This window comes from Ensifer adhaerens, assembly GCF_002007205.1.
GTDB classification, from domain to species: Bacteria; Pseudomonadota; Alphaproteobacteria; order Rhizobiales; family Rhizobiaceae; genus Ensifer; species Ensifer adhaerens_D.
In genome coordinates, this window is record NZ_LAZS01000006.1 from 712,141 (window position 1) to 734,360 (window position 22,220).

Below are 22,220 nucleotides of genomic sequence, written 5' to 3' on the forward strand. Positions count from 1 at the left end.
GTTCAATGGGTCCCGCCTTCAAATCGAACGCTCGCGATTTACGCGATCGCTCACGATCGAAGGCTCAGATCGCCTTGGCGCCGCGCGTCTTGGCGGCCTTGGTGAACTTGCGGATCACCATATCGCGCTTGAGCTTGGAGATGTGATCGATGAACAGAACGCCGTTCAGGTGATCGATCTCGTGCTGCAGGCAGGTCGCGAGCAGGCCATCGGCCTCGATCGTCTGTTCCTTGCCGTCGCGGTCAAGGTGCTTGACGGTGATGGTCGCCGGGCGCTCGACCTCGGCATAATAATCCGGGATCGACAGGCAGCCTTCCTCGTAAACCGAATAGGTGTCGGAAGACGAGACGATCTCGGGATTGATGAAGACGAGCGGCGACTTCTCGTCGCCCTCCTTCGAAACGTCGAGCACCAGCATGCGCCTGGCGACGCCGATCTGGATCGCGGCAAGGCCGATACCGGGCGCATCGTACATGGTTTCGAGCATGTCGTCGGCCAGACGGCGGACGTCCGCGTCGATGGTTTCGATCGGCGTGGAAACCTGGCGAAGCACAGGATCGGGAAGGATGATAAGCGGCTTGATCGTCATGTTGCTCCCATAGCCGATCTTTCCGTCGGCGTGCAAGGAAATTGCCTTGCCACCCGCAGCAGCCCTTGCTGCAGCGGCCCGCGTTAACTGCATCGGCCGAATGTTCTTGTTTTGATCTACACTTCGCGAGAGAATCTGTTAGGTTTGGCGCATGGAACCTGCGCCTCTACCCTTTGCCCAGCCGTTGTTTTTCGTCGGCACCTTGCCGATCACGCTGGGCCACCTCGTGATTGCCGCCGGCCTTGTGGTCGTGGTTGCTCTTCTGATGGCATTTTCCCGCCGGCGCGATACCCGCGACGACGAGCGGCAGGAACAGATGGCGATGCTGCTGGCCGCCCAGACAGAGATGCAAGGGCGGGTCGCGGCCATGGCCGAGGTGTTCGGGGCGCGGCAGGCGGAGCTCAACCAGACACTCAGCCAGCGCATCGACGGCATGACCCACCGCATCGGCGCCTCGATCACCGAACAGACCAAGGCGACGCACGAGAACCTTAGGCGGCTGCAGGAGCGCCTCGCGGTCATCGACACCGCCCAGAACAACATTCAGGCGCTTGCCAAGGACATGGCCGGGCTTCAGGCGATTCTTTCCAACAAGCAGACGCGCGGTGCTTTCGGCCAGTCGCGCATGGAGGCGATCATCGCCGACGGTTTGCCGATGGGCGCCTTCGAGTTCCAGGCGACGCTGTCGAACGGCGCGCGGCCCGACTGCACCATCCGCATGCCGAACGGCCAGCCGCCGCTGGTCATCGATGCCAAGTTTCCGCTCGAAGCCTGGAACGCGATGCGTGACGCGCCGAGCCCGGAACGCCGGCTACAGATCGCACAGCTCTTCCGCCGCGACATGGAAACGCATGTGCGCGATATCGCCAGCAAGTATCTGATACCAGGCGAAACGCAGGACACCGCCTTCCTCTTCGTGCCGTCGGAATCGATCTTCGCGGAGATCCACGAGCATTTCGAAGCGATCGTTCAAAAGGCGCACCGCCAGCGGATCGTCATCGTCTCGCCGTCGCTGTTGCTCCTATCGATCCAGGTGATCCAGGCGATCCTCAAGGATGCGCGCATGCGCGAGCAGGCGCATCTGATCCAGGGCGAAGTCATCAGGCTGATGGAGGACCTCGGCCGTCTTGACGAGCGCGTACGCAAGCTTCAGGGCCATTTCGCCATGAGCCAGAAGGATGTCGAGGATATCCTCGTTTCCTCCAGCAAGCTCACCCGCCGCGGTGCCAAGATCGAGGCGCTCGAACTCGAGGCCGAGGGTGTCCCCCGGGACGCGGGTGATCAGCGTGCTGCGGTCGACAACCGCGTCGGGCAATTGCGCCTGCGGGTGGTTGACGAGGACTGAGGCTGTCGGGCACTCTCCGGCCCAATTCGCAAAGCCGACAGGACAATTTCACATGATTACTGTTTTTGGGTCCATCAACATGGATCTGATCGCCACCACCGCACGCCTCCCGAAGCCCGGCGAAACCGTTGCCGGCACGAGCTTCTCGACCGCCGCCGGCGGCAAGGGCGCAAACCAGGCGCTCGCCGCGCGGCGCGCCGGAGCAACGGTCAAGATGGCGGGCGCGGTCGGCGCCGACAGCTTTGCCGAGGGCGCACTGGAACTGCTGAAGGGCGCAGGCGCCGACCTGTCGCTGACCAAGACTGTCGACGAGCCGACCGGCACCGCCCATATCCTGGTCGGCGGTGACGGCGAAAACGTCATCGTCGTCGTCGCCAGCGCCAATGCGACGGTCGATGAGGCCGATGCGGTCACGGCCGTTGATGGCATGAAGCCCGGCGACACGCTGATGCTGCAGCTCGAAATTCCGGCGGCCTCGGTCGAGAAGGCGCTCACTGCGGCCAAGCAGAAGGGCGTGCGCTCGGTCATCAACATCGCGCCGCTGACGCCGGAGGCGGCCCGCCTCGGCCGCATGGCCGATATCGTCATCGCCAACGAGACAGAATTCGAGCTTCTTGCCGGCAAGAGCGGCATCAGCAGTGCGGAGCGCGAAGCGGCAATGAAGGCACTTCATGCCGAGACCGGCCAGACGGTCATCGTCACGCTCGGCGCCGAAGGCGTGATCGCCGTGCACGAGGGCGAGATCCAGCGCGCCAAGGGCCTGAAGATCGAGCCGGTCGACACGGTCGGCGCCGGCGACACCTTCTGCGGCTATCTTGCAGCCAGCCTCGATGCCGGCATCGCCTTCCCCGACGCTCTGCGCCGTGCCGCGGTCGCCGGCTCTCTCGCCTGCCTGAAGAGCGGCGCGCAGCCCTCGATCCCGCTTGCTTCGGACGTGGCGGCACGCGTCTAGGCGCGCAACGCCCCGCGGCCGGATCGGCACCGAATTCGCGGATGCAGCGGGTTGCACGCAGAGAGCTTGGTGCGGACGGGAAACCGTTCGCACTTTTTCTTTCGACGATCTGTATTGGTGCTTCTTTCGACTCAACAAACCGCCGCTTGCGCAATCCGGACAGCCGATGTCGCGGAGGTAAAACTTTGCGCGCAATTTTATGCAAGCGAGGCGTGAAATAGCGTCCGTGTTGGCCCTATTTTAAGATTCTCCAGTCTATTCAGGACCCTGAGAAAACCGGCCTAAGCGCCCGGTCGCCTCCAACATGCCGGTCGGCATCTGACGCTCCATGATGGAGTTCACCCCCATTGCGAAATGCGTCCACCGCAGGCGAGCGCCTGCGGACCTCCCAGCACGTGAGGATTTCATGTTCAAGTTCCAAGCCAAATCGCTGGCGACCAAACTGATCGCGGTGACAGGCGGCACGATCGCACTTGTCCTGCTTGCCTCGAATTTCGTTCTCATCTCCCAGACCCAGGACCGCGTCGAAACGCTGGTCCTCGAACAGGCAAGTGGCGAAGCCCGCGCAATCGCCTCCGACATCGCCGGCGACATCGGCGAGCTTGCGAGTGCTGCCCGTTCGATGGCCGGTGTCGTCGGCCGCGCGCATGCCGAAAAGTCGATGGAGCGCACCGGGGTGATCAACGTCTTGAGGGCGAACCTCGAGCAGAACCCCTTTGCCTTCGGCAGCTGGTTCGCGGAGGAGCCCAAGGCTTTCGACGGCCGCCAGGAAGACGTCGTCAACAACAAGGAACTGGGCGGCAACGACCTCGGCATCTTCACGCCCTATTGGTCGAAGACCCGCAACAACGAAATCCAGTACTCCACCTTCCGGGCCGACTATCCGGCCGAGTGGTATGCTCTCGCAGCCAAGAGCGGCAAGGGCGCCATCACCCAGCCCTATACTGCCGAAGGGACAGACGTTCCGACCGCGATGAGCTCGATCGCCTATCCGGTCATGTCGAACGGCAAGCTGATCGGCGTCTCCGGCGTCGACATTTCGCTCGCCTCGCTCGGCGAGGGCCTGGCGAAGCTGAAGCCCTTCGACACGGGCCGCGTCTACCTCCTGTCGCAGAGCGGCAAATGGCTGGTCGCGCCGATCCCGGACCTTCTGCTCAAGGAATATGACGGCGAAGGCAACGACGTCGTCAAGAACGCGCTGGCCTCGGGCAAGCCGGGCATTATCTCCAACCTCTCTTACGACGGCAACGAGCCCTTCGACCGTCTCGTCTATCCGTTCGCCCTCTCCGGCGTGAACACCAGCTGGATCGTGCTCGTCGACGTGCCGCGCACCGCGATCAACGCGCCGGTCAAGGACCAGACCTACATGATGATCGTCGGCGGCCTCGTCGTGCTCGGCGCCGTGCTGCTCGGTCTCTATCTCGCCGTTCGTGGTTTCGTGCAGAAGCCGCTGGCAAGCCTCGTCAAGGACGTGAACGATCTCAGCCACGGTGACTACACCAAGGCGATCGCCGGCCAGGATCGTTCCGACGAAACCGGCGAAGTCGCCAAGGCGCTCGAAGGCTTCCGCCATCAGCTTGCCGACACCAAGCGCCTCGAAGGCGAAGCCCGCCATGAGCGCGAACAGGCCGAGCGCGAACGCGGCCGCTCGGAAACCGAGCGCGCCGAATCGAGCGCGCTTCAGCGCGACATCGTCGCCCGCCTCGGCAAGGGTCTCTCGCATCTGTCGTCCGGCGATCTCGCGTTCCGCATCACCGACGATTTCCCGGGCGAATACGCGCAGCTCAAGCGCGACTTCAATGCGACGATGGAAAGCCTCGAAGAGACGATCCGCACCGTCAACCATTCGGTCGTCAACATCGGCAACGGCACCAGCGAAATCAGCAGCGCCGCCAACGACCTGTCTCACCGCACCGAACAGCAGGCTGCAAGCCTGGAAGAAACCGCAGCGGCCCTCGACGAGCTGACCTCGCAGGTCAACGCCAGCGCCGAAAACGCCAAGGTCGCCGCCAAATCGGTGGAAGTGGCCAGCAGCGACGCCGGACAGTCGGGCGAAGTGGTGCAGAAGGCGATTGCCGCGATGAAAGGCATCGAGCAGTCCTCGCACGAAGTCAGCCGCATCATCGGCGTCATCGACGAAATCGCCTTCCAGACCAACCTTCTGGCGCTCAATGCCGGCGTCGAAGCGGCGCGTGCAGGTGAAGCCGGCAAGGGTTTTGCCGTCGTCGCCCAGGAAGTGCGCGAACTCGCCCAGCGCTCGGCGAACGCCGCCAAGGAGATCAAGACGCTGATCAACACCTCGGCCGGCCAGGTGCGCGAAGGTGTCGATCTCGTCGGCAAGGCGGGCGGCGCGCTCGAAAAGATCGCCGAACAGGTGGTGCAGATCAACGGCCTCATCCGCCAGATCTCCAGCTCCGCTTCGGAACAGGCCGTCGGCCTGAAGGAGATCAACTCTGCCGTCAACCAGATGGACCAGGTAACCCAGCAGAACGCCGCCATGGTCGAGGAAACGACCGCGGCCGGCATGGCGCTCAACGAAGAAGCCCGCACGCTGAACACGCTCGTTTCGCGCTTCCGGGTCGCGCAGGCAACCGCATCGGCCCAACCGTCCTCGGCGGCAATGCTACGCGGCACGGCCGAGCGCATGCGCGCGGCTGAACGCCCCGCTCCGGTCCCGGCTCCCGCCCGCGAGGCGCGGCCCGCTCCGGCGGCGACCCCAGCGCGAAGCAACTACTCGGCTTCGACGCAGCGGGTGCTGACCCAGACCTCCGGCGCCAACGCGCTTGCCCAGGACAACTGGGAAGAGTTCTGATCAACGGAACGAGAAAAGAAAACGGCGCCTCTCGGGGCGCCGTTTTTGTTTGGACTACGATGATCGAGCCGAAGCTCAGATGCGTGCCAAGCGTTCCGTCAGAAGATCGAAGAAGCCCTGGTCGTCGACGAAGCGCATGACCTTGGCGTTGTGCGGCCGGCCGGTGACCTGCCACCAGTCGACGACGGTCATGCCGGCCGTGAGCTCCGACTTGGTTTCGATCTCGACGTTGCAATCCCGGCCGGTGAAAAGCTCGGGACGCAGCAGATAGGCAATGACGGTCGGGTCGTGCAGCGGGCCGCCGTCGCTGCCATATTTCTCGATATCGAAGCGTTCGAAGAATTCGAGCATTTCGGCCATGGCGATCGCCGGGCGGCTGCCGATGTCGCGGATCTTCTGGACGCGCGCCTTGTGGGTCAGCACCCGGTGGGTGACGTCAAGCGGCATCATCACGATCGGAATGCCCGAACGGAAAACGATGTCGGCGGCTTCCGGGTCGACGTAGACGTTGAACTCGGCGGCGGGCGTGATGTTGCCGCCTTCGAAGAAGCCGCCACCCATCATCACCAGTTCCTTGACCCGCGGGGCGATGTCAGGCGCCTTCTGAAGCGCCAGCGCGATGTTGGTCAGCGGACCGAGCGTGCAGAGCGTCACGGTGCCTTCTGCCTCGTTGCGCAGCGTCTCGATGATGAAGTCGACCGCATGCTGCTCCTCGAGCTTCATCGTCGGCTCGGCAAGCTCCGGGCCGTCGAGACCGGTCTTGCCGTGGACGTGTTCGGCGGTCACCAGCGGGCGGGCAATCGGCTTGTCGGCGCCCGAGAACACCCTAACCTTCGGCCGGTCACAGAGCTCGCACAGGATACGCGCGTTGCGGGCCGTCAAGGCCAGCGGCACGTTGCCGGCGACAGCGGTGATGCCGAGAAGATCGATCTCTTCCGGGCTGCCGAAAGCGAGCATGATGGCGGCGGCGTCGTCCTGCCCGGGGTCGGTGTCTATAATTATCTTTCTCGGCACAGGCACTTTCTCGTCCTCCCTGGATCACGTTGTTCGGGTCGATCCGACCCGAACAAGGCGCGATCGATACCATGCATTGGGACCGGGGCGGGGGCAAACGTCCTGGCGTTCCTCTGTCCCATTCCCGGATTCTGCGAGAGCGGACTATGATTTGCGTGCACGCCGGAGGCAAGCGGCTTGCACTCATTGCGCACAGCTACCATATTGCGGAAAGGATGCTGCAAGGCAGGTCCGAACAACGGTCGCTTGATCTCGCAAGGACTTGAAGAATGAGCCGAATTACGCCTTTTACGAGCCCGCTGCTGTTGGGTTTCGATACGATGGAAAAGACCCTTGAGCGCATCGCCAAGGGCAACGACGGATACCCGCCCTACAATATCGAGCGCATCCGCGGCGACGAATCGTCCGATGCGCCGGAACGCCTGCGCATCACGCTGGCGGTGGCCGGCTTTTCCGACGAAGACCTCGAAGTCACCACCGAAGAAAACCAGCTCGTCATCCGCGGCCGGCAGATCGACAACGGCGACCGCGACTATCTGCACCGCGGCATCGCCGCGCGCCAGTTCCAGCGCACCTTCGTTCTCGCCGACGGCATGAAGGTGCTCGGCGCTGAACTGCGCAACGGCCTGCTCTCGGTCGATCTCGTTCGTCCCGAACCGGTGCGTATGGTAAAGAAAATTAACATTTCAGTCCCAGAGTAGGATAACCGGCGGGATTTTCCCCTCACCGGCGACCACGGAGTGTCACCATGGGACTGAAAGACATCAGCTCGTCACTGTCGAAGAACGACCTCGCGCATCTCGGCGAAGGCGAAGTCGGCTACATCCGGAAAATGCGTTCGGAAGAGGTCTCGCGCTGCTTCCCGGAAGCACCGGAGATGGGACCGGGTATCGACCTCTGGGCACTCTTCGGCGCCGACGGCACGCCGATCCTCCTCACCGACAACCGTTCCAGCACCTTCTTCAAGGCGGCCGAGGACGATCTGAAGACAGTCACGCTGCACTGATCGGGCTACCGTCGACGACGGCGGCAACGTGATGCCTGAATGGAAGCCGTCGCCCCTGAGAGCGACGCAAGCTTGAGCGGAAAACCGCTTCACACTTTTCCTGGAATTGATCTTCTGGTCCGCAATTCCGGACGGAAAACCGCTTCGCACTTTTCCTGGAATTAAGCTTCTAGTCCGCAATTCCGGACGGAAAACCGCTTCGCACTTTTCCTGGAATTAAGCTTCTAGTCCGCAATTCCGGACGGAAAACCGCTTCGCACTTTTCCTGGAATTAAGCTTCTAGTCCGCAATTCCGGACGGAAAACCGCTTCGCACTTTTCCTGGAATTAAGCTTCTAGTCCGCAATTCCGGACGGAAAACCGCTTCGCACTTTTCCTGGAATTAAGCTTCTAGTCCGCAATTCCGGACGGAAAACCGCTTCGCACTTTTCCTGGAATTAAGCTTCTAGTCCGCAATTCCGGACGGAAAACCGCTTCGCACTTTTCCTGGAATTAAGCTTCTAGTCCGCAATTCCGGACGGAAAACCGCTTCGCACTTTTCCTGGAATTAAGCTTCTAGTCCGCAATTCCGGACGGAAAACCGCTTCGCACTTTTCCTGGAATTAAGCTTCTAGTCCGCAATTCCGGACGGAAAACCGCTTCGCACTTTTCCTGGAATTAAGCTTCTAGTCCGCAATTCCGGACGGAAAACCGCTTCGCACTTTTCCTGGAATTAAGCTTCTAGTCCGCAATTCCGGACGGAAAACCGCTTCGCACTTTTCCTGGAATTAAGCTTCTAGTCCGCAATTCCGGACGGAAAACCGCTTCGCACTTTTCCTGGAATTGCTTTAGACGCGCCGGAAGGTGAGATAGGCGGAGCTGCGCCCTTCCCTGCGTGCCTTGGCCTCGTAGCGCGTGCTCGGCCACCCCTCATAGGGCGTCAGCCAATCGGAAGCCTTCTCTGCCGTCCACTCGAAGGCTGCGTGATCGCGGCAGTGCAACAGAGTCCAGTTGACGTAGGTATCGATATCCGAGGCGAAGCAGAACAGGCCACCGGGCTTCAACACGCGGGCGAAGCGGTCGAGATTGACCTTGGAGACGAAGCGGCGCTTCCAGTGTTTGCGCTTCGGCCACGGGTCCGGATAGAGCAGATCGATCTGGTCGATCGACGCAGCCGGCAGCCAGTCGAGCACCTGGGTGGCGTCGTCGTCGTAGAGCCTGATGTTGCTGACGCCGCGCGCCTCGATGTGGCCGACGAGCTTGGCCATGGAATTGACGAAGGGTTCGACGCCGATAAAGCCCGTCGACGGCGCTTCGGCCGCGCGGTGGATCAGGTGCTCGCCGCCGCCGAAGCCGATTTCGAGGCGCATGCGGTCGACGACCTGAGGATAGAGCGTCTTCAGATCGGCCGGAGCCGCGCTCGAAAGGTCAAGCTTCAGCGTCGGCAGTACGGTTTCCAGATGCGTCGCCTGCCGCTCGCGCAGCGGCTTGCCCTTGCGGCGGCCGAAGAAGGCCTCGGTTGCTCTGGCACGGCGCGGTTCGGTCATGTCCTTGTCCCTTGGTCACGCTGATCTCGGATCAAGGCAACCCAAAATCAAAATGAACGAAGCGGGCGCTCCTTGCCGGAGCGCCCGCCCTGATTTTCGCAAACGCCTGATAGCAGGCCGCTGCGCTATCTTCAATGCGCGGCACTACAGCGCCGCGCGTCTTGTGAGACGCGCAAAGGTCGCTGTAGCACTTTAAAGTGCTGCATGTTTTTGTCCTTTAGTCGGTTACGATCAAAGGAAACGTGCAGTACACGCCACGCCGACGCCTTGATTAGGCGGCAGCCCGGCCGTTGACGGCGCCACTCTGCTCGATCGCAGCCTTCAGCGGCTTGACCAGGTCGATCTTCTCCCAGGAGAAAGAACCGTCACGGCCGGCCTTGCGGCCGAAGTGGCCATAGGCGGACGTCTTGGCATAGATCGGCTTGTTGAGATCGAGATGACGGCGAATGCCGGTCGGCGACAGGTCCATCGTCTGGCGGATCGCGTGTTCGACCTGATCTTCCGAAACCTTGCCGGTGCCGTGCAGGTCGACATAGATCGACAGCGGCTGGGCGACGCCGATGGCGTAGGAAAGCTGGATCGTGCAGCGGTCCGAGAGACCGGCCGCAACGACGTTCTTTGCCAGGTAGCGGGCGGCATAGGCAGCCGAACGGTCGACCTTGGTCGTGTCCTTGCCCGAGAACGCGCCGCCGCCATGCGGTGCGGCACCGCCGTAGGTGTCGACGATGATCTTGCGGCCGGTGAGGCCGGCGTCGCCGTCAGGACCGCCGATGACGAACTTGCCGGTCGGGTTGATGTACCAGGTGCAATCGTCGGCGATCTTCAGATCGTCGAGCGCTTCGCGGATATAGGGCTCGACAACCGAGCGAACCTTGGCGGAATCCCAGCTGTCGTCGAGGTGCTGCGTCGACAGAACGATCGAGGTGACTTCCGTCGGCTTGCCGTCGACGTAGCGTACGGTAACCTGGCTCTTGGCATCCGGGCCGAGCTTGGCGACTTCGCCTTCGCCCTTCTTGCGCGCAGCGGCGAGCAGGTTGAGGATGCGGTGCGAATAGTAGATCGGCGCCGGCATGAGCTCAGCGGTTTCGCGGCAGGCGTAGCCGAACATGATGCCCTGGTCGCCGGCACCTTCTTCGCCCTGCTTGTCGGCGGCGCTGTCGACGCCCTGAGCGATGTGGGCGGACTGGAAGTGCAGGAGCACGTCGATCTTCGCCGTCTTCCAGTGGAAGCCGTCCTGCTCATAGCCGATCTCGCGGATCGCCTTGCGGGCGGCGGACTTGAACTTCGAGGGGTTGATGACGTCGTTGCCGTCCTTGTCCTTCTTCAGAAGGCTCGGCGGCAGGCGCACTTCGCCGGCAATCACAACGCGGTTGGTGGTCGCCAGCGTCTCGCAGGCGATACGCACGCCCCAGGGATCGACGCCGGTCTTGGCCGCTTCGCGGTAGACCAGATCCACGATCTCGTCGGAGATACGGTCACACACCTTGTCCGGATGACCTTCGGCTACGGATTCACTCGTGAATAGGTAGTTTGCACGCATGCGGGAAGTCCCCTCAATGAAGAAAAAGCGCTGGCACGGTGTTAGTGGTTTTGCGACCGAAAAACAAGCACACAACGACATAAATATATCTTTATATCGCCATCGGGGCCAATCACTTTGATGCGCCGGGGGAAGGCGCGCAAGAAAAAAGCGGCACAATGGCCGCTTTGTTTTCAAGTCCCGACGGGGAACGTTGGAACTATTCGCTTTCTGCTTCCGCAGCGAGTGCCTTGACGAGATCGACGAGCCGGCGGCGAACCTTCGGGTCGGTGATCTTGACGAAAGCGCGGTTGAGCTGCAGCCCCTCGGAGGACGACAGGAAATCGACGACGTAGTTCGAGCTGGAAGCCTCTGCCATGCCGGGCTGACCGGCAGCGTTATCGCCCGGGGCATCCTCGAAGAAGAAGGAAACCGGAACGTTCAGGATGCCTGAAATGTTCTGCAACCGGCTGGCGCCGACGCGGTTCGTGCCCTTCTCGTACTTCTGGATCTGCTGGAAGGTGATCCCCAGACTTTCGCCGAGCTTCTCCTGGCTCATGCCAAGCATCGTACGGCGAAGACGAATCCGACTTCCGACATGAATGTCGATCGGATTCGGCTTCTTCTTGTTTTCGATCATATCTGCGTTCCCAAACACGCTGTTTCGTTAATCCATCGCCCGGCATGAGAACTCCGCTCACCGAGGCGTCCGCCAGGGTGATCGAACAAAGCCACCACAACAAGGACGATGGTGCGGACCACTATGCAATTTTAGGGGTTTTAGGTCAATTCTTCCTAATATTAAAACCAACACGCGAAAACACTGCAACCAGAAGGAGGAAGATCGCACCCAGCCAGAAAACGCGGCTTCGCATAGCGTCGTCTAACGGGGTAGGCATCCTTCCCGGCAGAAGTGTGTCGACCACTCCCCTATAATTGTAGGATAATCCTACCATTAAAACCCCACGTGCATCAACAATTGCTGATATACCGCTGTTGGCCGCGCGGACAAGGGGGGTACCAGTTTCAACGGCGCGCAATTGTGCCTGGTGGAAATGCTGGCGCGGGCCCGGCGTATCTCCGAACCAGGCGTCGTTGGTGATATTGAGAAGCGCGTCGGCGCGGCGCGCGGTCCCATCGATCTCGTCCGGGAAGATCGCCTCGTAACAAACGAGCGGGTAGAGCGTGCGGCCGCCGGGCAGCGTCAGCAGCGAACGACTTTTCGCAGCGGAAAAGCCACCTGGCATGGAAGCGGCGACCGAGCTCAGCCCCCAGGAAGACAGCAGGCTCTCGAAAGGCAGATATTCGCCGAAGGGTACCAGATGCACCTTGTCGGCAGCGCCGATGATCTGGCCCCGACCGTCGATCATATAAATCGAGTTGTAGTAGCGGGGCGGCAGGCCGGCGCCGGCATCCTCCACGCGCACGGCGCCGGCGATCAGCACCTGGTCGTCGTCAAGCACTTCGGCGATGCGCGCCAGGGCGTCCGGATTGTCGGTGAGGATGAAGGGGATCGACGTCTCCGGCCAGACGACGATATCCGGCCGTTTGCTCTCTTTCTCAGGCGCGACGGCGGTCAACGCAAGATGCTCCTCGAACACCGCAGCGCGCTCGCCATCGTCGAGCTTCTTCGCCTGGTCGATCACCGGCTGGACGAGGCGCACGGTCAGCGGCGGCTCGGGCGAAGCCGGCGCCGGCTGTGCCAGGCGGTAGAAACCGAAGCCCACATGGGCGGAAAAAAGCAGGACCGCGACCGCCAGGCCGATCCGGCTTCCCCTGCCCGTCGCGATCAAAGCGGGAGCGGCAAAGACGAAGACGGCGAGCATGTTGATGGTCGAAAGATTGACGACGCTTGCCGACTGCATCATCAGCGGCATCGGCATGGCGGCGTAGCCGATCGCATTCCAGGGGAAGCCGGTGAAGAGAAAGCTGCGCAGCCATTCGCAAAGGCCGAAGCCCAGGGCAAGGGCGGCAATGCGTCCGATGCCGTCGGACCAGAACAGGCGGGCAATCAGCGTCGCCAGGGCGTAGAAGAGCGCAAGAAAGGCCGGCAGGCCGACGACGGCAAGGGGCAGCGCCCAGGCAAACTCATCCGCCTCGACGAGCAGCGCGTTGCCGAGCCACCACAGACCACCGAGGAAGTAGCCGAAACCGAACCACCAACCGACGACCGCCGCGGGCCAGAGCCGCCTGACGACGCCGCCCTCCGGGTTTCCGGTCGCGCCGTCGAGCAGCCAGACGAGGATCGGAAAAGCAACGAATGCAAAGGCGAAGATGCCGAAGGGCGGCTGCGCCAGAACCGCGATAAGCCCCGCGAAGAAAGCGAGCAAAGCCCGGGGGAACCCGGAAAGAAGCATCACCCTGCCAGCCAGTCTTACCATGCAGCCTCCAGTCGATCCCGCCGCCTGCCACGGCGGAGGAACGAAACAACACCCGAATCAATCGGCGCCAGTCTTCCAAAAAACCGGCTTCTTGTCCCCTTTCGGGGCCGGATTAGGGGGCGAGGCAAGGTGTTCCGGCTTGGCAACGGTGCCTACGCCACCGGCTCGGAGACATCACGGATGGATGGAGGAGATTACCCGCGCGCATGAAACGCGCGGGAACCGGACGATCAGTGCTCGCCCGCCGTTGCCTCGGAGGCGGCAGCGCCATTGTTGAGATTGACCGGACCAGTTTCCGAAGCGGTCTCGCCCTCCGGCCGCAGGACGCGGCGGCGGGCCGGCGGGCGCTTGCGCATGATGCGCACACGCTTCACGCGGCGCGGGTCGGCGTCGAGGATCTGGAACTCGAAGCCCGGAATGGCCTGGACGACTTCGCCGCGCACCGGAATGCGGCCGAGCGAGGCGAAGATCAGGCCGCCGAGGGTGTCGACGTCCTCGAGTTGTTCGCGCACGTCGAAATCGCGGCCGATCGCCGCGGCGATCTCTTCCAGCTCGACGCGGGCGTCGGCGACGAACACGTCGTCCGACGTGCGCGCAAACATCACTTCGTCGTCGTCGTGCTCGTCCTCGATATCACCGACGACCATCTCGACGATGTCTTCGAGCGAGACGAGACCATCGGTTCCGCCATATTCGTCGATGACGAGCGCCATCTGGATGCGGGCGGCCTGCATGCGCTGCATCAGGTCGGACGCCAGCATCGAGGGCGGCACGAAGAGGAGCTGGCGGACGATGCCCGCCTCCTCCAGCGACTTGCCGAGATCGACGCGCGAAAGGTCGAAGCTTGCCTTGGGCGAGCGCGGCGCCTTTTCGGACGCGGCCGCCGTCGATGCCTGGGCTTGCGCCTTGCCGTTGCGGCGGCGATTGCGGGCCTGCTTCGTGACATAGGACAGCAGGTCGCGAATGTGGACCATGCCGCGAGGGTCATCGAGGCCTTCGCTGTAGACCGGCATGCGCGAGCGGCCGGACTCCTCGAAGATCACCATCAACTCGCCGATGGTGATGCTCTGGTCGACCGCTTCGATATCGGCGCGCGGAACCATGACGTCCTCGACCCGGATCTCGCGGAAGCGCAGGATGTTGTTGAGCATCGCCCGTTCGCCGGGCGAGAAAGCCGTGTTGCTGTCGGCATCGGTCTGAAGCGCGTCAGCAAGATCCTCGCGCAGGCTCGATGGACTTGCGCCGCGCAAGAGGCGCGCGGCCCGGCTCCAGAAGGTGGAAGTGGATTTCGTGCCCTCGTGTCGAGTGGCGGTGCTACTACTGCCCGCCTCCGCCTCTCCGGAGGCATCTGCCTCCTCGGTCGCCAGCGCGACGGGCTGTGTTTTAAAGTCGCTCATTGGTCCAAACTGTTAAATCGGGGTACGATCCCCGTAGGGGTCAGATAAGCCAAGACGCGCCAAAATGCGAGTCTCCAGGCCTTCCATTCTTTCGGCTTCGTCATCTTCCATATGATCATAACCGAAAAGATGCAGGAATCCATGCACGAGAAGATGCGTCAGATGCGCATCGAAGGACTTTTCGAGTTCCACCGCTTCGCGCTCGAGCGTCTCCTTCGCGACGATGATGTCGCCAAGCATCGGTCCGGGCATGGCGCCCGGCGTCACCGGAAAGGCGGGAAAGGACAGCACATTGGTCGGCTTGTCCTGATTGCGCCACTCGGCGTTGATTGCCCGCATGGAGGCGTCGTCGGTAAAGACGAGCGAAAGCTCCGGCGGATTTTTCGGCAGCGGTTGCTTCTCTTCGGTTGCCAGAAAGGCTGCCGCCGCCTCGAGCACCGGCGACGAGAAGGCGAGCAACGCCCCCTCATCCGGCCAGTTGCCCTCTTCCACGCTGATCTGGATATCCAATGCCGTCATGATCGCAGCGACCGCTTTCAGCGGTCGCCCTGCTCGCTTTCGTCGTGCACGGCCGTATGGGACTCGTAGGCCCTGACGATGCGCGCCACCATCGGATGACGCACGACATCGACGTCCTTGAAGCGCACGACCGAGACGCCTTCGACCCCTCTGAGGATCTGCAGCGCTTCGACGAGGCCCGACTTCACGCCGCGCGGCAAGTCGACCTGGCTCGGGTCTCCGGTGACGATCATCCGGCCGTTTTCGCCGAGACGGGTCAGGAACATCTTCATCTGCATCGATGTCGTGTTCTGCGCCTCGTCGAGGATGACGGCGGCATTGGCAAGCGTGCGGCCGCGCATGAAGGCGAGCGGCGCGATTTCGATGACGCCGGCGGTAATGGCGCGTTCGACCTTGTCGCCCGGCATCATGTCATAGAGCGCGTCGTAGAGCGGCCGGAGATAGGGATCGACCTTCTCCTTCATGTCGCCCGGCAGGAAGCCCAGGCGCTCGCCCGCCTCGACGGCAGGACGCGACAGCACGATGCGGTCGACGACGCCACGCTCCAGCAGCTGTGCGGCATGGGCAACCGCGAGGTAGGTCTTGCCGGTGCCGGCGGGGCCTACGCCGAAGACAAGCTCGGACCGCTCCAGCGCACGGATATAGGCATCCTGCGTCGGCGTGCGCGCTGCTATCGTCTTCTTGCGCGTCGAAATCTGCGCCATCGTCAATTTGGCTTTACGCTCCATGGTCGGCAATTGTAGCTGATCGTCGGCGGCAACCGCCATACGGATCGCGCCCTCGACATCAGACGTATCGATCGAAGCCCCGCCCTGCAATCGTCCATAGAGATAATCGAGAGCACGGCGCGCCTGGTTGGTGGCGACGACGTCACCGGAGATCGCTACGGAATTGCCGCGCGGTCGGGCGTCGATGCGCAGCCGCTCTTCGAGAAGCTTCAGGTTCTGGTCGAACTGGCCGAAGAGCTCGCTGGCGAACCGATTGTTCTCGAAGGTCAGCACGAAGTGATTGGCGTCTGTCGCAGAGGTTTTCGACTGGCGCGTGGATGAAGAGATCAATTCGTGTCCGTTCAAGCGGTTCAGGCTCCTTGTTTTCGGTCCTTACCCGATCATCTCCGCAAACAGGCTGTTCGGCCCGGCCTTGATGATTCGCACCTTGATAATGTCACCGATTTGCGATGCTTTTGCATCAACATTCACCGGCTGCAGCCACGGCGAGCGCCCGACGAGCTGGCCGGGCATGCGCCCTTCCTTCTCCAAAAGCAGGTCGATTTCGCGACCGACGCAGGACTCGGCGAAGGCCCGCTGCTGCGAAAACAGCAAAGCCTGCAATTTTTCCAAGCGCTTGGCCTTCACGTCCTCGGAAATTTGGTCGCCGAGTTCGGCGCCCGGCGTGCCGGGACGCGTCGAATATTTGAACGAAAATGCCTGTGCATAACCCACGGCTTCCACGAGGCGCATGGTGTCCTCGAAGTCCTCGTCGGTCTCTCCGGGGAAGCCGACGATGAAATCGCCCGACAAGGCGAGGTCCGGCTGGACCGCGCGGATGCGCGCAATCAGTGCCAGATACTCGGCGGCGGTATGCCTGCGGTTCATCGCCTTCAGGATGCGGTCGGAGCCCGATTGCACCGGCAGGTGCAGGTAGGGCATCAGCTTTGCCATCGAGCGGTGCGCCTCAATCAGGCTGTCGTCCATATCGCGCGGGTGACTGGTCGTGTAGCGCAGCCGGGCAAGGCCCTCGATCTCGCCGAGACGCGAAAGCAGGTCGCCAAGGCCCCATTCGCGGCCATCGGGTCCGACGCCGTGCCAGGCGTTGACGTTCTGGCCGAGTAAGGTGATTTCACGCACGCCGCCTTCGACGAGCTTTTCCGCTTCCGAGACGATCTGGGCGACCGGGCGGGAAACCTCGGAGCCGCGCGTGTAGGGAACGACACAGAAGGTGCAGAACTTGTCGCAACCTTCCTGCACCGTCAGGAAGGCGGTAACGCCGCGGGCGCGGGTCTTCGCCTTGTCGGGCGCCGGCAGGTGCTCGAACTTGTCTTCGACGGCATAGTCCGTCTGCACGACCCGTTCACCGCTGCGCGCGCGCTTCAGTGCCTCGGGCAGCCGGTGGTAGGTGGTCGGGCCGATGACGAGATCGACCGCGGGCGCACGCCTCAGGATCTCGTTGCCTTCGGCCTGCGCGACGCAGCCGGCAACGCCGATCACCATTTCGCGGCCTTCGGCGGCTTTCGCCTTCTTCAGGTCGCGCAGGCGGCCGAGCTCGGAATAGACCTTTTCCGCCGCCTTTTCGCGGATGTGACAGGTGTTGAGGAGGACGAAGTCGGCATCTTCCAGCACGTCGGTCGAGACATAGCCATCGCGCGACAATGCATCCGACATGCGGTCGGAGTCATAGACGTTCATCTGGCAGCCATAGGTCTTGACGAAGACCTTGCGGGCCGGCGCGCGTTCGTCGCCCATGGCGGGCGTTGTCGACAGAAGGGCTGTTTCCTGGGTCATGGCGGCTTACTTAGTGCAAACCGGTCCGAAGTTGAAGTATTTTCGGCAGCGGCCGCCTTTCCCGAGACGTCTCAGGCCCGCCCGCGCAACCGGTCCGACAGCATGCTGCGGATGCTCTGTTCGATCTTGCGGCTCACTTCCTTGCGGTTGGTGTGCCTGTCGTAGTCGATCGCCTCGCCGAAATCGACGTCGACCTCGATCGCCCCTTCGCGCAGGATGCCCAGCAGATGCGGCACCAGTTCGGTATCGCCCGGCCAGGCCGCGATCGGTCGGTTGAACCGGCCCATCGGCATGCCGTGAATGCCGGTATAGGAGATCGCCACCGGCTGCACGTGTACGAGCCCGGTCGGCGAATGCGGCACAGCCGACGCGGCAGCGCCGAAAAGCGAGGTCTTGATCTCCAGCAGGCGGTTGCCGTCCGAGGTCGTACCCTCGGGAAACAAAACGACGATTTCGCCGGCCGCCATGCGCTGGCCGATCTCGCTCACCTGCTTGCCGGTCGAGCGCTTCTGCTCACGCTCGACGAAGATCGACGCCTGCAGCCGGGCGAGAACGCCGAAGACCGGCCAGCCCTTCACCTCGGACTTGGCGACGAAGGCGACATCAGCGATGGACGAGAGGACCAGGATGTCCTTCCAGGAGGCATGGTTGGCGCAGATCAGCAACGGCCGGCGGCGGTCCGCCATGCCATGGACCCGCACCTTGATGCCGAGAAGGTAACAGGCGAGCCGGTGCCAATAACGCGGCAGGTGGCGCCGGGGTTTCAGATCGAGCCAGAGGCAGACGACCTGAATCGGCATCAGCACGAGCGAAACCAGCGCCAGAAGCGCTGCGAAGATCGCAATCCGTAGCCAATTGATCATCCGGAAAGAAATCCCTGGCGCAACCGAGTGAGCGCTTGGGACTAGCGAAGATCGAGCCGCATGACAAGCGCGGCGGTCCGCTGGCCGGCTTTGTCCTGGTAATAGGCGCGGCGTTCGCCGACCTTGTTGAAGCCGAGCTTGCGGTAAAGCCCGATCGCCGGCTGATTGGTCTCGTCCACTTCGAGGAACAACGCCTCGGAGCCCTTGACCAGCGCTTCGCGCATGGCCGCCTGCATCAACCTCCAGCCGAGACCGGAGCGCGCATAACGCGGCTCGACGCCGATCGTCAGGATTTCCGCCTCGCCGGCAACGGCTCGCGAGAGGACGAACCCGCCGAAGGCCGGGCGGAACGAGCCGTTGGTCTGCCGGGCGACAAAGCCGAACACCGTTTCCTGGACGAGGAGCGCATGAATTTCGCCGTCGCTCCACGGGGACGCGAAACGCTGGCGGTGCAGCGCCGCCGCGGCCATCAGGTCCGCTTCCTCCAAGGGGAAGATGTCGAACTCGGTGCGGCGGGTGAAGTAGTCGGTGAAGCTCATCTCGGTCTATGCTCGGGCAATCGCGAAGCCCGCCTGCGGCTTGGCGTCGGGGCCTCTGAGATATAGCGGACGCGGCTTGGCCGAGGCTGGATCGGCAACGGCACCAAGCACGGCGACGGCGGCGACATCGATGAGTTCTGAGGGCTTGAGCGGCATGTCGGCAGCGACGAGATGTGCGCCGGATCCGCCGATGACGCCGTCGAAACCGGCAAATCGTTCGCGCGCCGCCTCGACGGAGAACGCCTCGGGCTCTGCTATGGCAGCGCCCGTCGCATCGAAAGCCTGGAGATAGACTTCGTCCCGCTTGGCATCGATGGCCACGAGAACGGCCTTGCCGGGCGATGCGGCACGGATGCCCTCGGCCACGACCGCAAGCGTCGAGACGCCGACGGCGGGTTTGCCGAGCGCCAGCGCCAGGCCGCGGGCGGCCGCCACGCCAACACGAATGCCGGTGAATGACCCCGGACCGACGGTGACAGCGATGCGGTCGATATCGGAAAGCGATCGGCCGGCCGTAGCCAGTGCCTCGTCGACGAACTCCATCAGCCGCTCGGCGTGTCCCTTGCCGAGATCGGCCCCGGAACGCCCGAGCACGGCTTCCGCTTCGTTGTCATAGACGGCAACGGAGCAGCCCGAACCGGACGTGTCGATCGCAAGTACAATCATTTCAACGCTGTGATCTCTAAGACGCCACAAACCGCAAAGCCGAGGTGGCTTTGCGGCCAATTCTTACGCTACGCGAGACGCCAATGGTGGCGTCCGATATCAGACGGCTTCGACCGCTTCCACCTCGGGCACGAAGTGGCGCAGCAGGTTCTGCACGCCATGCTTCAGCGTCGCGGTCGACGACGGGCAACCGGAGCAGGCGCCCTTCATGTTGAGGAACACAGTGCCGTCCTTGAAGCCACGGAAGGTGATGTCGCCGCCATCCTGGGCGACGGCCGGGCGCACGCGCGTTTCCAAGAGTTCCTTGATCGTGGCGACGATCGTCTCGTCGCCTTCATCGAAGAACTCGTCTTCCTCGTCGGCCTGCTCGGCGCGGCCGCTGCCGGCCATGATCGCCTGGCCGGACATGAAATGCTCCATGATCGAACCGAGGATCGCCGGCTTCAGGTGCTGCCATTCCTGGCCTTCCTTGCTGACGGTGATGAAATCATAGCCGAAATAGACGCCGGTGACGCCGGGGATCGAAAACAGCCGTGCCGCAAGCGGCGAGCCGGCACGTGCTTCTTCCTCGTCGCGGAATTCGGCAGTGCCGTTTTCCAGGACGACCTTGCCCGGCAAAAACTTCAGCGTCGCCGGGTTCGGCGTGGCTTCGGTCTGAATGAACATGTCTGTCTCCGTTTCGCCGGGAACGGCATCCGCCCAGCTTTTTAGAATAATTCAAAAGAATATAGGAGCATGGCCCTCGGGTCGCAAGGGCACATAGCGACGCAGGTCAGCTGAGCGCGTCGATCTCCTCGTCCGTCAGGGCATCGGGGATGACCGTGACGGGGATCGGAAAGGCCGCGGCCTTGCCGGCAATGGACGACACCAGCGGACCGGGGCCCTCTTTCGCCGAACCGGCTGCGAGAACCAGAATGGCGATGTCGCGATCCTCTTCGATCGCCGCGTGGATCTGCTCGGTGGCCGTGCCCTCGCGGATGACGACCTCGGGCTCGATGCCGATCCGCTCGCGGACCGACTGGGACACCTTGGCGAGCGTCGCCTCGGCTTCCTCGCGCGCTTCCGCACGCATGATTTCCTCGACCCCCAGCCATTGCTGGAAGTCGCCGTCGGCGATCACATAGAGCAGGACGAGGCCACCATTGGAATTCTTGGCGCGCATGCCGGCATAATGCACGGCGCGCCCGCATTCCGGGGTATCGTCTATCACCGCCATGAATTTGCGGCGGTGACCTTCAAGTCGAGAGAGTCGGGTCGAGACCATAGGGTGAACAATACATCCCGCGCGAGCCGCCGCAAGGTCTGATTTTTGCGTTTCGGACGAGGACACGGAAAAGTGCCCGAGGCTTTCCGGTCGAGGTTCACTTCGGCTGGCGAAGGCCGACCATCAAAATGAAATTGGGTCCGGGCGTTCCCCGGACCCAATCAGTTTACTGCAAAAAGCCGATGATCTCGCGCACTTCGCGCATCGTCTTTTCCGCCCGTGCCCGCGCCCGCTCGCCGCCGTCCCTAAGGATCGCGTCGATATGGGCGGTGTCACCCATCAGGCGGCGCATCTCAGCGGTGATCGGTGCGAGAACCTCGACCGCGAGGTCGACCAGGGCCGGCTTGAACACGGAGAACTGCTGCCCGCCGAATTCGGAAAGCACCTGCTCCTTGGTCTTGTCGGACAGCGCAGCATAGATGCCGACGAGGTTGTCCGCTTCCGGTCGCCCCTTCAGCCCATCGACTTCGCTCGGAAGCGCATCCGGGTCGGTCTTGGCCTTGCGGATCTTCTTCGAGATCGTCTCGGCGTCGTCCATCAGGTTGACGCGCGACAGGTCGGACGGATCGGACTTCGACATCTTCTTGGTGCCGTCGCGCAGCGACATGACGCGCGGCGTCGCACCGCCGATCAGCGGCTCTACCGGCGGGAAATAGGCATGGATCGGCTCTTCGCCGACAACCATGTCGACACCGTAGCCGGCGCTGCGGATATGCTCCATGAAGTCGATGTTGAACTTCTGGGCGATATCGCGGGTCAGCTCCAGATGCTGCTTCTGGTCGTCGCCGACAGGAACGTGCGTCGCGCGGTAGACGAGAATGTCGGCCGCCATCAGGCTCGGATAGGCAAGCAGGCCCAGCGAGGCGTTCTCGCGGTCTTTGCCGGCCTTGTCCTTGAACTGCGTCATGCGGTTCATCCAGCCGATGCGGGCGACGCAATTGAAGATCCAGGCGAGTTCCGCGTGCTGCGGCACGGCCGACTGGTTGAAGACGATATGCTTCTTCGGATCGATACCCGAAGCGATGAAGGCAGCGGCGATCGAGCGGATCTGCCCCTTCAGGTCCTCGTGCACGAGCTGGGCCGTGATCGAGTGCAGGTCGACGACGCAGTAGATGCAGTCGTTGTTTTCCTGCAGCGCCACGAACTTGCGGATCGCGCCGAGATAATTGCCGAGATGGAGATTGCCCGTCGGCTGAACGCCGGAGAATACGAGCGGCTTGAATTCGTTCATGTCGTCCTCAATAGGCTGGTGGAGGGCCCCAGGGCCTGCTGGCCCATGTTGCTAACGGCATGGCTTATGCACGGGCGGCGGGAGGCAATCAAGAGGT

21 protein-coding genes are annotated in these 22,220 nt (G+C 62.7%); 5 read left to right on the top strand and 16 right to left on the bottom strand.

Annotated features, from left to right (window positions below; all coding sequences use genetic code 11):
• Positions 1–64: 64 nt before the first annotated feature.
• Positions 65–589, bottom strand: coding sequence for a peptide deformylase (def, locus tag XB14_RS16070; protein ID WP_077962951.1), 525 nt, complete (start codon positions 587–589; stop codon positions 65–67).
• Between the two features lie 151 nt (positions 590–740).
• On the opposite strand from def, the gene XB14_RS16075 reads away from it, so the two are divergent.
• From XB14_RS16075 to XB14_RS16085, 3 genes are all read left to right on the top strand, one after another.
• Complete coding sequence (locus XB14_RS16075) at positions 741–1,934, top strand: DNA recombination protein RmuC (protein WP_077962560.1); 1,194 nt, start codon at positions 741–743, stop codon at positions 1,932–1,934.
• Positions 1,935–1,986: 52 nt separating this feature from the next.
• Entirely contained in the window at positions 1,987–2,886 is a 900-nt protein-coding gene (locus XB14_RS16080) for a ribokinase (protein WP_077962561.1), read from the top strand.
• 406 nt (positions 2,887–3,292) lie between these two features.
• Positions 3,293–5,698 (top strand): methyl-accepting chemotaxis protein, encoded by a 2,406-nt coding sequence (locus XB14_RS16085; protein ID WP_077962562.1) that lies wholly within the window; start codon positions 3,293–3,295, stop codon positions 5,696–5,698.
• A 75-nt stretch (positions 5,699–5,773) separates the two neighbouring features.
• Here the strand turns inward: XB14_RS16085 and XB14_RS16090 are convergent, their stop codons facing one another.
• Positions 5,774–6,718 (bottom strand): nucleoside hydrolase, encoded by a 945-nt coding sequence (locus XB14_RS16090; protein ID WP_077962563.1) that lies wholly within the window; start codon positions 6,716–6,718, stop codon positions 5,774–5,776.
• Positions 6,719–6,981: 263 nt separating this feature from the next.
• Between XB14_RS16090 and XB14_RS16095 the strand changes: the two genes are divergently transcribed.
• Together XB14_RS16095 and XB14_RS16100 are read left to right on the top strand one after the other, a co-directional pair.
• Positions 6,982–7,413 (top strand): Hsp20 family protein, encoded by a 432-nt coding sequence (locus XB14_RS16095; protein WP_077962564.1) that lies wholly within the window; start codon positions 6,982–6,984, stop codon positions 7,411–7,413.
• 47 nt (positions 7,414–7,460) lie between these two features.
• A complete protein-coding gene (locus tag XB14_RS16100; RefSeq protein WP_077962565.1) occupies positions 7,461–7,718 on the top strand; it encodes a DUF1150 family protein in 258 nt (85 codons plus the stop codon).
• Positions 7,719–8,544: 826 nt separating this feature from the next.
• On the opposite strand, the gene trmB is transcribed toward XB14_RS16100, so the two are convergent.
• From trmB to trpS, 14 genes are all read right to left on the bottom strand, one after another.
• The gene (gene trmB, locus XB14_RS16105) at positions 8,545–9,243 is read right to left on the bottom strand and encodes a tRNA (guanine(46)-N(7))-methyltransferase TrmB (protein WP_077962566.1); all 699 of its coding nucleotides are present in this window, start codon (positions 9,241–9,243) and stop codon (positions 8,545–8,547) included.
• Positions 9,244–9,514: 271 nt separating this feature from the next.
• On the bottom strand, positions 9,515–10,783 hold the full coding sequence (metK, locus tag XB14_RS16110; RefSeq protein WP_077962567.1) for a methionine adenosyltransferase: 1,269 nt from the start codon (positions 10,781–10,783) through the stop codon (positions 9,515–9,517).
• Between the two features lie 199 nt (positions 10,784–10,982).
• The gene (locus tag XB14_RS16115) at positions 10,983–11,402 is read right to left on the bottom strand and encodes a helix-turn-helix domain-containing protein (RefSeq protein ID WP_077962568.1); all 420 of its coding nucleotides are present in this window, start codon (positions 11,400–11,402) and stop codon (positions 10,983–10,985) included.
• A gap of 145 nt (positions 11,403–11,547) precedes the next feature.
• Positions 11,548–13,143: an apolipoprotein N-acyltransferase gene (gene lnt / locus XB14_RS16120; protein WP_077962569.1), complete on the bottom strand. Its 1,596-nt coding sequence runs from the start codon at positions 13,141–13,143 to the stop codon at positions 11,548–11,550.
• Between the two features lie 230 nt (positions 13,144–13,373).
• Complete coding sequence (locus XB14_RS16125; protein ID WP_077962570.1) at positions 13,374–14,540, bottom strand: hemolysin family protein; 1,167 nt, start codon at positions 14,538–14,540, stop codon at positions 13,374–13,376.
• 12 nt (positions 14,541–14,552) lie between these two features.
• Complete coding sequence (ybeY, locus tag XB14_RS16130; protein WP_077962571.1) at positions 14,553–15,059, bottom strand: rRNA maturation RNase YbeY; 507 nt, start codon at positions 15,057–15,059, stop codon at positions 14,553–14,555.
• A 17-nt stretch (positions 15,060–15,076) separates the two neighbouring features.
• A complete protein-coding gene (locus tag XB14_RS16135) occupies positions 15,077–16,132 on the bottom strand; it encodes a PhoH family protein (RefSeq protein ID WP_077962573.1) in 1,056 nt (351 codons plus the stop codon).
• A 27-nt stretch (positions 16,133–16,159) separates the two neighbouring features.
• Complete coding sequence (gene miaB, locus XB14_RS16140) at positions 16,160–17,560, bottom strand: tRNA (N6-isopentenyl adenosine(37)-C2)-methylthiotransferase MiaB (protein ID WP_077962574.1); 1,401 nt, start codon at positions 17,558–17,560, stop codon at positions 16,160–16,162.
• A 71-nt stretch (positions 17,561–17,631) separates the two neighbouring features.
• Positions 17,632–18,423, bottom strand: coding sequence for a lysophospholipid acyltransferase family protein (locus tag XB14_RS16145; protein ID WP_077962576.1), 792 nt, complete (start codon positions 18,421–18,423; stop codon positions 17,632–17,634).
• Between the two features lie 41 nt (positions 18,424–18,464).
• Positions 18,465–18,962 (bottom strand): GNAT family N-acetyltransferase, encoded by a 498-nt coding sequence (locus XB14_RS16150; protein WP_077962577.1) that lies wholly within the window; start codon positions 18,960–18,962, stop codon positions 18,465–18,467.
• Between the two features lie 6 nt (positions 18,963–18,968).
• Positions 18,969–19,628, bottom strand: a complete 660-nt coding sequence (gene tsaB, locus XB14_RS16155; RefSeq protein WP_077962579.1) for a tRNA (adenosine(37)-N6)-threonylcarbamoyltransferase complex dimerization subunit type 1 TsaB — start codon at positions 19,626–19,628, stop codon at positions 18,969–18,971.
• Positions 19,629–19,727: 99 nt separating this feature from the next.
• Positions 19,728–20,294, bottom strand: coding sequence for a NifU family protein (locus XB14_RS16160; RefSeq protein WP_077962580.1), 567 nt, complete (start codon positions 20,292–20,294; stop codon positions 19,728–19,730).
• Positions 20,295–20,400: 106 nt separating this feature from the next.
• A complete protein-coding gene (locus XB14_RS16165; RefSeq protein WP_034797413.1) occupies positions 20,401–20,892 on the bottom strand; it encodes a universal stress protein in 492 nt (163 codons plus the stop codon).
• Between the two features lie 166 nt (positions 20,893–21,058).
• Complete coding sequence (gene trpS, locus XB14_RS16170) at positions 21,059–22,123, bottom strand: tryptophan--tRNA ligase (RefSeq protein WP_077962582.1); 1,065 nt, start codon at positions 22,121–22,123, stop codon at positions 21,059–21,061.
• Positions 22,124–22,220: the final 97 nt, after the last annotated feature.